Raw genomic sequence first — 13,144 nt, forward strand, 5'->3', positions numbered from 1 at the left:
TTCTGTCATACTTACCTCTATTTCCAGAATAATTTTTAACTAGTGCTAATTTCCACATTTTGCAGCTATTTATTATAATCAGGGACTTTGATGCTCTATTAACAACTTGCAAGCTCCAAAGTAATACCTCTGAGATTAATCATAGAGGTTTTCAGCCTAGTTTATCTAGGATAATTCTTGTCAAACTAAAAACCAAACAAATTACAATACATAAATTATCATTAACAATACAGAAATTATCAATTTATCTCAATTTTTGCACGAGTGAGTTTTGACTTCTTTCTGTAAAATATCTACTGTACACCCTGTCATCAACTTCTGTTTTGGACAAATTTTCAATTATAGTACTTAAAGTAAGCCTGCACTTTATAGCTTAAATTAATTATGCTGAAGATTAATGCTGAAAAAATATCCAGAAATTTAATAGTTTTATTTTAATTAAATTATATCATTTAATTTGAATTTTGTCAATCTATGATTCCCATAGAATTGCAGTTCTAAGGAACTTAAAAATAAAGTAAATAGACAAATAATTGTAATCAGTTGAAACTGCAGGAGCGAATATACTGTGACCTTTGAAGAGTTGATTCAGAAAGGAGGCCTAGCGATGTGGCCTCTATTAGTTTTATCAATTCTGTCCCTCAGTACCATAATAGACCGCCTATGGTTCTGGACAAATCTATTGATTAAGGAAAAACAAACTGTGAGCCGAGTATTAGAAGCGGCACGTCGTGACTGGAGTATAGCTACAGAAATGGCTAGACGCACTCTAAAACAACCTATTGGTCGTTTTCTCTATGCTCCTCTGCGATTACAAAACCCAGAGCCTGAAGTGTTTAAATTGGCACTAGAGGCTTCTGCCGATGATGAGTTGGCCTCAATGCGTAAGGGAGATAAATTGCTGGAAGGGGTTATTGCTTTGGCTCCGATGTTGGGGTTACTAGGTACTGTTTTGGGTCTTATTGGTTCCCTTGGTTCGATTCGCCTTGGGGACCTGGGCACTTCTTCAACTGCGGGAGTGACAGTTGGTATTGGTGAAGCTTTAATTAGTACTGCTGCTGGTTTGGTAGTAGCTATTGTTAGTCTAGTATTTTATCGATTATTTCAAAGTTTGTTATTTAATCAGATGAAGGTTTTTCGGAAATCTGGCAATGAATTAGAATTACTCTATCGACAATATTGGCAACAGACATCTTTAAATAAATACAATTCACCAGATAATAATACTTATTTTCCTCCTACATGGACGCAGAATTCTCATAATTTTCCAGATTCTTTAGAACAGGATACAAAACCAACAGATTCTCCAGCAGAAAGGGATATTGATAGAACTGCAGATGAGCCAGATAATAATTAATAATTAATAATTAATAATTAATAATTAATAATTAGGGCTTGCTGAATAAATCTAAAACCTTTTACAGATAGAGCTTTTAGCATTTTTAGGTCTGAAATACCTTGGTTTTCAGCTGTTCATGCTCAAAAAGTTACCATTTTAGGCACATCGTTGGGCAAAAAAAATTACTTTCCTGTTCCTCTAGTCCCCTACTCCTCTTTTCCTCTACTCCCCTCCTGGGAGGGGTTAGGGGTGGGTCCCCTACTCCTTAAAAAAGACTAGTGAAGCGCAAACCCTAATTAATAATTGTTGAAAGGAGGTACTGATATAGCAATGTGCGCTGGCATATTTACAAATTACAAGAACTGTCCAATAGCTAAAAGTTTTATATTATCAGTTTTTTATTTCCCCTGTTGCCTCTCTTGGTCAGCATTCCCTCTCTTGGTCGGCGTTCCCTTGCGACTGGCGTCGTCGCGGGGTCCGACCGCTTGCGCCTGGCGGCGACGCGGGGTCTGACCGCTGTTGCCTGTTGCCTGTTGCCTGCGCACAGCGCTATAACTGATAACTGAACTGACTTTTTTCCAAACAAAAAAACAATGAAACTTAATCAAGAATCTGCCACTGAAGAAGTTAGAATTGAGTTAATACCTCTAATTGATGTAATATTCTGCATTCTAACTTTCTTCCTTTTAGCGGCTTTACAACTAACTCGTCAACAGGCAATTAATGTTGACTTACCAAAAGCTAGCACGGGTAAACCTCAATCACAAGATATGTTACTTGTCAGTGTGAATGAGGTGGGAAAAACTTTTATTGAACAACAAGCTGTAAATGCGGTTGAACTCGAAAAATTTGTACGGAGATATCATCAAGTTAACCCTCGCGGAGTAGTTGTATTGTATGCTCCTAAAGAAGCAAGATACAATGATGTTGTGCAAGTTCTAGATTTATTGCGAGAAGTAGGAGGCGATCGCGTGGCTCTAGCAACTTTACCAGGCGCACCTCAAACAGGTCCTGGTGCTACTACCAATACTAATACTGAAGAGTCAGTTACTCCCTCTGAGTCTGAGTCCAAACAACAACCTACTCCAGCAAGGACAGTGAACCCCAGTCAATTTCAGTTACCTACTGCTCCTGAGTCATCTCAACCATCTAATCAATAAATAGGAAATAGGGAGAGGGTAGCAAAATCAAGCCCCACTTATATACCAGTTATAATTGTACTCAATTTGATTTGATTAGTTATGGAATTAGGGGATATTCGCGAGCAGCTTCACAATCTCAATGAGGTGAGTCAGACTCTGATGGAATGTGAGAGTGTTACAGATGCTGTGCAAAAAGCATTAGTTGAAGTTCGCAGCAAATTAGACGTTCAAGTTGCATCCATATTCTTATTTTCCAACGAAGGAGTCATTAGACGAGTAGGAATTAATGGTGTTGACGCTAAAGGAGAGCCAAAATAAATTGCGTTGGATTAAAAAAAGACTTAGTGAAATAAAGACAAAATTCAAACAAAATGAACCTGTCCCTGTGGACATCAACAAACTTGTCCAGAATGCTGTGAAGCTCATTTTATCTGAAGAGGAAATTAATATAGTTCCAACTTATCAAGATGGAATTCCAACTATTTATATTGATGAAAATAAAATCAGAAGTGTTATTTGTAACTTGCTGTCAAATGCATTAGCTGCCATTAGTAAATCTAATAGGAAAAATGGTCAAATATCAGTTATAACTGATGTTATTACATTAAATCGGATACAGTACATTCAGGTATCTATTGAAGATAGATGATTATTGTTTATCCAGTTGTTTATCCAGGGAAGTCAGTTCCAGATATTATTCAAAATGCTTTCTTTACAAGATTAGGTTGGTTTGGTGGTGCTTTAGGAACATTTTTTCAAAGAGGAAATGATTGAAAATAAATTTTGCTTTTCTCCAAAGTAAAGAAAAACTGTGATTAACATTTGTTATTTTAACTCCCCATTACTAATTTTTCAGATATTCCAAAATACCATTTGCCACATATTCAGCTAACTTTACAGGAACAGCATTACCAATCATTTTTTCTAAATTTGTTTTACAACCTTCCCAAATAAAACCTTCAGGAAATGTCTGTAAATAGCTTCTTTCTATTGTTGTGAATGGTCGAATTTCTGAGGATAATTTGGCTGAATCTCCTGGATGATTTTGATAAGTTTGAGGAATTGGTCGATTCACTCCTCTGACCGTAGCACTAGGTTCATCAATACTAAATATTGCTCTTCTTTTATAACTTCTGGGATGACGATAATAATGTTTTATTTCTAATTTATCCCCAAAATAATCTTTAACTGTCATCGGTTTTTTGGCTAAATAAGTTTCTAAGTATGGTTCAATTTCTTTGTCTTTACCTCCATAAATTCCAATCAAAAAAAATCTCTTTCTTTTTTGAGGTACCCCACATAAACTCGCATCAATAATTTTTTCACTAATGCCATATCCAGCAGCTTTAAAAATGTCTTTAGTAATTCGATATTTTGTATAGTTAATAAATTGACTAACATTTTCCATTACAACAATTTTAGGCAAAATATTAGTCACTATTTGAGCAAAGGAAATAGTTAAATTTCCTCTACCTAAATCTTCATTACGCTTACCTGCACTAGAAAAGTCTTGACAAGGAGGACCGCCAATAATTAAGTCTGGTTTAACTTGAATAAAAGTTTGATAATTAAAATCAGTTTTGCTCAAATCATATTGATAAATTGGGTGATTAAAATTTTGACGATAGACCTTAATTGCTGGCTCCCAGTTATCAAAAGCAGCAACTATATTAAAGCCTGCATTTTGAAAGCCTAACGACATACCACCACATCCGCAGAAAAGGTCAATTACATTGATTTTGTGCATCTATATTCCAAATAGCAGTCATTTCAGTTATCAGTTATCAGTTATCAGCTTTCAATATTGTATATGATGGTCATTTAAGTTATCAGTTATCAGTTATCAGTACCTCTACAATAAGGAGGGTTGAAATAAGGAATATGTTCTTTTCTCTTGGTCGATTAGATATGGCGAGGAAACCTCGCCATCTCTCGACCGCTTTTTATCCCCTTAAAAGGGGAGACTTTAGAACACAATTTTTCGATAATATCATCTCCAGTAGCATCGTTTGTGTATAGAATTAAATCACAATAGGAAGAAAACCTTCTGCCTTCCTTCCACCAAAGAATAAGTATTCAAGCGGACATGATATAATATTAGGAAAGCTCATAATTTTTATCGTCATGGCGATCCGAAAACTTTGATAGTTTACGATAATAATTTTAATAAATATCAGGGAGAAATGAGCGATTTATTAGGAGCTGTTATTAAATGATTAAATTAGAACTAATAAGGAGGTAATATTATGACTATTATTCTTGATAATTTAGAGCCAGAAATCCTGGAAAAATTACAGGATCAAGCTTTAAATAACGGTAGGACTTTAACAGAGGAGATTCAAGTTATTCTAACTAAAGAATTAGCAAGTAAAACAATTAAAACTCCTGAAGAATTAGGATGGAGTAGAGGTTTCTTTGAAAGAACGGCTGGTTCTTGTGCAGATGACCCTATTTTCAATAATTAATAATTAATAATTAATAATTAGGGTTTGCTGAAAAAGTCTGTTAGTGAAGGAAGAGAATAGGGAACATCGGAGCTGGGAGCAGTTTAAACTATCTGCTACGGTCAAATTTTCGGCATTGTCAGGCTCAAAACTTTATCATTTTGAGACAACAATAGCCAAAAACTAGGTACTTTTCCAGGACTGAAAAAGGCTCAAACCAATATCAGTCAATACTTTGAGATTTAATCAGTAACCCCTAATTAACAATTACCTCAGCCATAGTTGCTGCCTCCTAAATAAATGTTTTATGTATTAATTGAATTCGTTCTTGTTTCTAATTGTAGGGGCGAATGGCATTCGCCCTTAAGTTCGGTTAATAACAGAGATACAATCGCATTTCCCGTACATCAGTTTTTATGATATTTCGCACCTCTGTTGAAATAATATTAACCAATATTGACTTTCACAACCTTATTCTTTTCAGCTTCCGCTTTAGGCAAATGTAAATGCAAAATACCATCTTGATATTCAGCCTTAACTTCGTCATTTTTCACCCTCGCTGGTAAAGAAATTATTCGTTGGAAAGCACCATAACGAAATTCAGAACGAGTCAGAGCTTTTTCCTCAGTTTTAACTTCCTGACGACGTTCTCCTTTAATTGCTACAGCTTCCGCAGTAACTTGTACATCTACATCTTTAGCCTCTAAACCAGGAATTTCCAATTTTAACTCAATTGCTTCGTGGTTTTCTTCCATTTCTGCTGCTGGTGTAAATACTATTCCTTTTTCTTCACCGTTTAAATAAGGAGCAAAATTGTCAAAAACACGATTCATTTCTTTCTGTAATGAATCAATTTCACGCCATGGAGAAAAACGTACAATAGCCATAGTTGTTGCCTCCTAAATAAATGTTTTATGTATTAATTGAATTCGTTATTGTTTCTAATTGTAGGGGCGAATGCCATTCGCCCTTAAGTTCGGTTAATTCCAAAGATACAATCGCATTTTCCGTACCTCAATTTTTATGATATTTCGCACCTCTGTAGAAATAATATTAACCAATATTTACCTTCACAACTTTATTCTTTTCAGCTTCCGCTTTAGGCAAATGTAAATGCAAAATACCATCTTGATATTCAGCCTTAACTTCGTCATTTTTCACCCTCGCTGGTAAAGAAATTATTCGTTGGAAAGCACCATAACGAAATTCAGAACGAGTCAGAGCTTTTTCCTCAGTTTTAACTTCCTGACGACGTTCTCCTTTAATTGCTACAGCTTCCGCAGTAACTTGTACATCTACATCTTTAGCCTCTAAACCAGGAATTTCCAATTTTAACTCAATTGCTTCGTGGTTTTCTTCCATTTCTGCTGCTGGTGTAAATACTATTCCTTTTTCTTCACCGTTTAAATAAGGAGCAAAATTGTCAAAAACACGATTCATTTCTTTCTGTAATGAATCAATTTCACGCCATGGAGAAAAACGTACAATAGCCATAGTTGTTGCCTCCTAAATAAATGTTTTATGTATTAATTGAATTCGTTATTGTTTCTAATTGTAGGGGCGAATGGCATTCGCCCTTAAGTTCGGTTAATAACAGAGATACAATCGCATTTCCCGTACCTCAATTTTTTTACCACCAAAACTCACCTTCAAAACCAAGTTGAAGTTGTTTTCATTCAACTTGTCTTTAATGTAATCTAAGTAGAAAAATAATTGAATTCGGTTCCTTCCTACTGTGCGATCGCAATTACCGAACATCTATAATTTTCTGGCAAAAAAATATCGTTGTTAGCGTCTATATGTTAGGACTAATACCATGCATGAAAAAAGAATGTTACTAATAATAAGCACCATAAAAACACTTTCAGATAAAGTCTGTTTTACGAAAAAAGTAATTTGCAACATCAAAAATGGTATTAAACCTATCCATTCTGGATTCTAAATTATAAATTATAAATTCTAAATTCTAATAAATACCCTAACTATTTGTAGCAAACATTTATCAATTTGGTATAATGTCTATCTTACTTAGCAGTTGCAGGAAAAAGGAAACTTATTGCTGGGTGGTTGCAAATAATCTTAGCCGAAGCATTATTCTAGCTGCAGTTAATCCCGAACCAGGCCCAGAATGAGCGTTATTCCCGGCCAAACCTAATTTTTATTGCTGGTCGTAACATTTTTTAACTTAACATTCATCTATCGGAAATACTTCTGATGGTATCAGGACTTACGCAAATTAACTTTGAAACCACCATTTGTAGAGGCGAATGGCATTTGCGTTCCGCAAAGCTCCGAATTGCGCCCTCACTATATGTAGAGTCTCTGCGTAAGTCCTGGGTATAATATTATGTCCGGTTGAACAGTTATAAATAAATAACGACGGAGGAGTCAGGAGTCAACCCACCCCTCGCCCCTCCCCCTCCCAACCCACCCCTAACCCCTCCCAGGAGGGGAGGGGAACTCAGGAGGGAAGAAAGAAGAAGGAAGAAGGAAGAACAACAACAGGAGAAGAAGGAGAAAGTTTTTTGATCAGGAATTACGCATTTTCATGGAAAAACACTATATATACCATAGTACAATAGTTTTTATATACTATATGTAGTGTATTTGCGTAATTCCTGTTTATCAGTAATTATCCGGAGATGATATAATTAACTTCAGAAACCAAAACTGTTTTCTCAAAGGAGTTATTTCACTTAAATATGAGTATTCCAATTCAGGTTTCACCGCCAACCAACGATCTGACCCTGTCAAAAGATCAGACCCTCGCCGAAGTGGTTAAGGTCACGATTCCGAAATCAGGAATAGCCCCGAAAGTCGATGTCTATTTGCTATCAGACACGACTGGTAGCATGGGTCCAGCGATCGCCTCCGTCTAGAGAGGCATGGTAGATATAGTCAACCAAACTCAGGCTTTAGGGTCTGATGTCCAGTTTGGAGTGGGCAACTACAAAGACTTTCCAGCTCCGGATCAGAACAGACATCCCTTCGCCTTCCAGCACCAGTGTAATCTGACTGCCAATATCGCCGACGTTAAAGCAGCAGTCGATACCTGGAGCACGACCCCAGGTAGGGACGTTCCCGAGGCTCAGTTCTATGCCCTAGATCGGGTGGCCGAACCACCAGGTGGCAACATTGGTTGGCGTGCCGATGCCCAGCGGATCATCGTCTGGATTGGTGATGCCGGAGGTCATGACCCTATATGCAAGGCAATCTCCAGCCTAGACTACAACATTACCGAGAAATCAGTCACCGATAAGCTAGTGGCCGAGAAAATTACCGTGCTCGCAATGAGCTTGAGAAGCAGTGGCGCACCGGCCGGGCTGGATAACCCGATCGAAAGGGTAAGTGATTGGTATCGCAATAATTGCGGCAATCCATTGGGCGAAGCGGGACAAGGAACCCGGATTGCCAATACAACGGGGGGCATACTAATCCAAGGTGTCAGTCCAGATACTGCTGTTGAGCGGATTATTGCTGAGTTAGCAGCACAGATCACCACAATCAGGAACGTGCGCCTAGTAGCGAGTGGTGCGACCGAACCGTTTGTGCAAGCGATCGCCCCGGCAGCCGGTCATGGCCCCCTCAGCAGAGAGCAAGACCATGAAATTAGCTTCGACGTTTCCTGGCTTGGTAATGTTGCAGCCGCCACAGAGATTCAGGTCTTCAACGGCTCCCTTGATGTCGTCGCCGATGGACAAATCGTTGGCAGCAAGACAGTCAAAATCACAGTTCCTGCCATCATTCCGCCTGGTCCCTATCAGCATATTCCTTTAATAGTGGAGCTTTACGAACACTGGTTCACCACGAACTCCTTGGGGGGTGGTCCAGGGCGACGTCTTCTGTTGGGCCAGGATACCCCCAGCCTGGTTCCTTATCATATGAATAACGTCACGACTTCGTTGAAGATCCGTCCGGGTCCGAACTTCGACCCGAATGCCGACTACGAGGTGAGCTTCTACAACGACCCCGACTATATCGGAGGTCAGTTAGTGCTGAAGCCTGGTGAGTATCCGGATCTAAATAGGGGACCAATCAATTTCGGGGACGCGATCTCTTCGGTCAAGTTCGACCAGGGTGTGCCACCAGCCCCAGCGGTGAGTCCGATCCCGGTGGTAGCCGAACTCTACAGCGGTGTGAACTACGGAGGAACTCGGAAGCTGATTATATTTGAGGATGTGGACAACCTGAATACCTACTCTGAGTTCGACAACCTGGCTTCCTCGGTGAAGGTATTCAAAGGGCCGAACTACAGGCCAGGAGATAAGATCAGGCTCTACGACCTTTTCAATGGTACTGGTGACTACATCGACCTTGAACCCGGTGAGTATCCGGATCTCCAACAGAGCCACCGCTTTACTAATAGGACCTCATCGACCCGGTTCATCATCGGAGATGGCACAGGGTCTGAACCAGCTTCCCCCGGGTCCATGGAGTACGCCCACATTCCCTTAATCGTGGAACTGTACCAGCATTTATTCACCCCGAGCACGCCTTGGATGGGGGCTCCAGGGCGACGTATTCTGTTGAGCAAAGACACCCCCAACGTGGCTACTTATTATATAAATAACACAGTTAGCTCGTTGAAGATCCGTCCGGGTCCTAACTTTGACCCGAATGCCGACTACGAGGTGAGCTTCTACCGCGAGGCCGACTATATCGGTGGTCAGTTAGTGCTAACGCCTGGTGAATATCCGGATATCCACTTTGGACCAATCAGGTTCGGGGACCAGATCTCTTCGGTCAAGTTCAACCAGGGTGTGCCACCAGCCCCAGCGATGACTCCGATCCCGGTGGTAGCCGAACTCTACGACCTTATAAACTACGGAGGCCGGAAGCGGATTATATTTGAGGATGTGGATCACCTGGGTCACTACTCTGGCTTCAACGACCGGACTTCCTCAGTGAAGGTATTCAAAGGGCCGAACTACAGGCCTGGAGATAAGATCAGGCTCTACGACCTTTTCAATGGTACTGGTAACTACATCGACCTCGAACCCGGTGAGTATCCGAATCTCCAACAGAGCCACACCTTTAGTAATAGGACCTCATCGACCCGGTTTATCATCGGAGATGGCACAGGGTCTGAACCAGCTTCCCCCGGGTCCATGGAGTACGCCCACATTCCCTTAATCGTGGAGCTGTACCAGCATTTATTCTGGAGAGGGAATCCAGGTATGCGTCTGCTCTTGAGCCAAGACACCCCCGACCTGGATCTTTATTATATGGATAACAGAACTAGCTCGTTGAAGATCCGTCCGGGTCCGAACTTCGACCCGAATGCCGACTACGAGGTCAGCTTCTACCGCGACCCCAACTATATCAGTAGTCAGTTAGTGCTGAAACCTGGTGAATATCCGTATATCCACATACCAATGCGGTTCGGGGAGTCGATCTCTTCGGTCAAGTTCAACCAGGGTGTGCCACCAGCCCCAGCGGTGAGTCCGATCCCGGTGGTAGCCGAACTCTACGACCTTATAAACTACGCAGGCCGGAAACTGATTATATTTGAGGATGTGAACCACCTGGGTCAATACTCCGGCTACAACGACCTGACTTCCTCGGTGAAGGTATTCAAAGGGCCGAACTACAGCCCAGGAGATAAGATCAGGCTATACCAAGATCCCGATGCTAGTGGTAACTACATCGACCTTGAACCCGGTGAGTATCCGAATCTCCAACAGAGCCACTCCTTTGGTAATATGACCTCATCGACCCGGTTTATCAAAGCATAACCGTTCTACTAAACTTACCCAAACTTACCCATGCGTGATTGCATGAGCTTTGGAGCTAGCTTCCTGCTTCTCTGAAGACCACTGACCGCAGTCTGTAACTTATCTTCAAGAGCAGGCTTAAATTCGCTTGAGTTTCAAGCTACTGATTCATATCATGTCCGGTTGAACAGTGATCAATAAATAACGATGGAGGAGTCAGGAGTCAACCCACCCCTCGCCCCTCCCCCTCCCAGGAGGGGAAGTCAGGAGTCAGGAGGGAAGAAAGAAGAAGAACTGGAGTTGAAGGAGAAAGTTTTTATCACTAATTATCCGGACATGATATCACATAGTTTTTCAGGTTGACAGCAGCATTAAAGTCTCTGTCAGCCTGTTTGCGTAGCATTCCGTAGGAAAAACCGCATTCACTACATTTGCTAACGCAAAGCTGCGCTAACATAAATTCTCAAGTGCAATGGCATTTTCTGTTGATGCCCACAGTTTGAACTTATGTGAGAACTTGGATAAAATTTATCCGCTATGACTAATTTACTGCCGTACCATTCACATTTGTATGTAAGTTGACGTTTAAACTCATAAAAGCCACAGTCTGCTATGGCACTTGCTAGTTTATGATGTCTTGGTGCGCGTTCCGCAAGCGAGCTGACGTCGTCGCGGGGTCGCACCGCTTTTTGAGCATTCCACTTACCTTCAAGTCCTCAATTACTATGGTGCTGTGATTTAAAGCTCGCCCATGAAGTGAGTTTATGTAGTGCATCTGCTCTGAGATCAGCAACTTTTTTGTGAACCTTTGCTAGTTTTTTTACTGCTTTGGGTCGGTTTTTGGAACCAATAACTTTAAATTTAGCAGGACTTACGCAAAGACACTATGTATAGAGTCCAGTAACTATTGTCCAATAGTTACAAGTACTATATATAGCGTATCTGCGTAAGTCCTATTTAGTTTCCTCTGGGATTTTGACAGAACACATATGTATCAAACATTGCCCCCACTAAACTAAAAGTGACAGCAATGACCAAACATCCTTGGCTGGGATGGCCATCGCCAAAAGTGGCCAAGAAATGCCAGATTTGGGCAACACCAGATTGACCAATTGTCCGTAAACTGGGAAAATGGCTAATTAAGGCAAAGCTCGTCCAGCTAACCCCAATTAACAGAATAGGAGTTACAAAGCTAAAGATACTTGTAACCAACAAAGAACGTAGAAGATTAGGCAAAATATTCATATATGTAAAAATAAGTTCAGTCATAATGCCACTTAGTAGCAAGTCAGCTGATATAGCTAACTTACTTTCTAAGATAGAGAGCGATCGCTCAAAATCAGTCAATCCGTCAGAAAACTTCAACCTTGGTTAAACAATCTTGTTGAAGATTAGTAAATTTCTCTCATTAGTTTTGTTTAGTGTTCTCATTTATTAATTTCTATTGAGTAAGATTACTTTTAAGTTAAATTTCGGGGTATGGGGGCAACGGATGTTGGCTGCAGCATATTTAGCAGGCCAAGTCTTTTTTCATGTTCTAAAGGGCAAAATTCATCGTCGTAACACTGTTGAGCAAATGGCGATAGTTGGCCCAGAATCCTTACTCATTGTCTTACTGACAGCTAGTTTTGTCGGTATGGTATTTACCATTCAGGTTGCCAGGGAACTTGTTTCCTTCGGTACAGCTAATATGGTTGGGGGTATGTTGGCTATAACTTTAACCAGGGAATTAGGCCCTGTATTGACAGCAGTTGTTGTCGCGGGGCGAGTAGGTTCGGCATTTGCAGCGGAAATTGGCACGATGAAAGTGACAGAGCAAATTGATGCTCTATATATGCTGAAAACCGATCCGGTAGATTATTTAGTTATTCCTAGAGTTATTGCTTGTGCTGTAATGATGCCAATCTTAACTTTGTTATGTTTGATAGCTGCCATATTGGGTGGACTTATGGTGGCAGTTAATATGTACGATATTCCCCAGAGTATATATATTAGTTCTGTCCATACTTTTCTCACTCTTTGGGATTTGTGCAGTGGATTGATTAAATCAATGGTATTTGGTGTTTTAGTTGCTGTAATTGGTACAAGTTGGGGTTTAACTACCACTGGTGGGGCTAAAGGAGTAGGCCAATCTACAACCACAGCAGTTGTGACAGCCTTAATATCTATTTTTATCTTTAATTTCTTTCTATCTTGGGCAATGTTTCAAGGTATTGGTGGGGCAATGAAGCAAAGTTTTTAATATTAGGGAGATGGGGAGATTGGAGATGGGGAGATGGGGAGATTGGAGATGGGGAGATTGGGAGATGGGGAGATGGGGAGATTGGGAGATGGGGAGATGGGGAGATGGGGAGATTGGGAGATTGGGAGATTGGGAGATTGGGAGATGGGGAGATTGGGAGATGGGGAGATTGGGAGATTGGGAGATTGGGAGATGGGGAGATTGGGAGATGGGGAGATTGGGAGATTGGGAGATGGGGAGATTGGTGGATGGGGAGATGGGAG

General features: G+C 40.6%; 13 protein-coding genes and 1 pseudogene. 9 read left to right on the forward strand and 5 right to left on the reverse strand.

The annotated features are described in order from the left end of the window. The first annotated feature begins 607 nt into the window (after positions 1–607). The 5 genes from F6K23_RS34260 (at position 608) to F6K23_RS34280 (ending at position 3,255) form a co-directional block, all read left to right on the forward strand. Complete coding sequence (locus F6K23_RS34260; RefSeq protein WP_375339390.1) at positions 608–1,357, forward strand: MotA/TolQ/ExbB proton channel family protein; 750 nt, start codon at positions 608–610, stop codon at positions 1,355–1,357. 575 nt (positions 1,358–1,932) lie between these two features. Further along, entirely contained in the window at positions 1,933–2,499 is a 567-nt protein-coding gene (locus F6K23_RS34265) for a biopolymer transporter ExbD (protein WP_293164692.1), read from the forward strand. 81 nt (positions 2,500–2,580) lie between these two features. Next, positions 2,581–2,799, forward strand: coding sequence for a hypothetical protein (locus F6K23_RS34270; protein ID WP_293164694.1), 219 nt, complete (start codon positions 2,581–2,583; stop codon positions 2,797–2,799). Between the two features lies 1 nt (position 2,800). Continuing rightward, a complete protein-coding gene (locus F6K23_RS34275; protein WP_293164697.1) occupies positions 2,801–3,130 on the forward strand; it encodes a hypothetical protein in 330 nt (109 codons plus the stop codon). Further along, the gene (locus F6K23_RS34280; RefSeq protein WP_293164701.1) at positions 3,127–3,255 is read left to right on the forward strand and encodes a hypothetical protein; all 129 of its coding nucleotides are present in this window, start codon (positions 3,127–3,129) and stop codon (positions 3,253–3,255) included. Before F6K23_RS34275 ends, F6K23_RS34280 begins: the two co-directional genes overlap by 4 nt. A gap of 70 nt (positions 3,256–3,325) precedes the next feature. Here F6K23_RS34280 and F6K23_RS34285 read toward each other — a convergent pair whose 3' ends face one another. Next, complete coding sequence (locus tag F6K23_RS34285; protein ID WP_293164704.1) at positions 3,326–4,228, reverse strand: DNA cytosine methyltransferase; 903 nt, start codon at positions 4,226–4,228, stop codon at positions 3,326–3,328. Between the two features lie 499 nt (positions 4,229–4,727). On the opposite strand from F6K23_RS34285, the gene F6K23_RS34290 reads away from it, so the two are divergent. Continuing rightward, positions 4,728–4,946: a hypothetical protein gene (locus F6K23_RS34290; RefSeq protein WP_293164706.1), complete on the forward strand. Its 219-nt coding sequence runs from the start codon at positions 4,728–4,730 to the stop codon at positions 4,944–4,946. A gap of 425 nt (positions 4,947–5,371) precedes the next feature. Here F6K23_RS34290 and F6K23_RS34295 read toward each other — a convergent pair whose 3' ends face one another. Both F6K23_RS34295 and F6K23_RS34300 read right to left on the reverse strand, forming a co-directional pair. After that, on the reverse strand, positions 5,372–5,812 hold the full coding sequence (locus F6K23_RS34295) for an Hsp20/alpha crystallin family protein (protein WP_293164709.1): 441 nt from the start codon (positions 5,810–5,812) through the stop codon (positions 5,372–5,374). 166 nt (positions 5,813–5,978) lie between these two features. Beyond that, positions 5,979–6,419 carry an Hsp20/alpha crystallin family protein gene (locus F6K23_RS34300; protein WP_293164709.1) on the reverse strand — a complete coding sequence of 147 codons (441 nt, stop codon included), beginning with the start codon at positions 6,417–6,419 and terminating at the stop codon, positions 5,979–5,981. 1,391 nt (positions 6,420–7,810) lie between these two features. Here F6K23_RS34300 and F6K23_RS34305 point away from each other — a divergent pair. Then, positions 7,811–10,660, forward strand: coding sequence for a hypothetical protein (locus tag F6K23_RS34305; RefSeq protein WP_293164712.1), 2,850 nt, complete (start codon positions 7,811–7,813; stop codon positions 10,658–10,660). 413 nt (positions 10,661–11,073) lie between these two features. On the opposite strand, the gene F6K23_RS43030 is transcribed toward F6K23_RS34305, so the two are convergent. After that, complete coding sequence (locus tag F6K23_RS43030) at positions 11,074–11,322, reverse strand: zinc ribbon domain-containing protein (RefSeq protein ID WP_375340811.1); 249 nt, start codon at positions 11,320–11,322, stop codon at positions 11,074–11,076. Between the two features lie 274 nt (positions 11,323–11,596). Beyond that, positions 11,597–12,004 carry a hypothetical protein gene (locus F6K23_RS34315; RefSeq protein ID WP_293164715.1) on the reverse strand — a complete coding sequence of 136 codons (408 nt, stop codon included), beginning with the start codon at positions 12,002–12,004 and terminating at the stop codon, positions 11,597–11,599. A 79-nt stretch (positions 12,005–12,083) separates the two neighbouring features. Here F6K23_RS34315 and F6K23_RS34320 point away from each other — a divergent pair, with 79 nt between their 5' ends. Together F6K23_RS34320 and F6K23_RS34325 are read left to right on the forward strand one after the other, a co-directional pair. After that, a complete protein-coding gene (locus F6K23_RS34320; protein ID WP_293164718.1) occupies positions 12,084–12,881 on the forward strand; it encodes an MlaE family lipid ABC transporter permease subunit in 798 nt (265 codons plus the stop codon). Between the two features lie 25 nt (positions 12,882–12,906). Further along, a pseudogene (locus F6K23_RS34325) lies at positions 12,907–13,144 on the forward strand (hypothetical protein); the annotation flags it as partial.

The sequence above is a fragment of the Okeania sp. SIO2C9 genome (assembly GCF_010672455.1).
In the GTDB taxonomy this organism is placed as follows: domain Bacteria; phylum Cyanobacteriota; class Cyanobacteriia; order Cyanobacteriales; family Microcoleaceae; genus Okeania.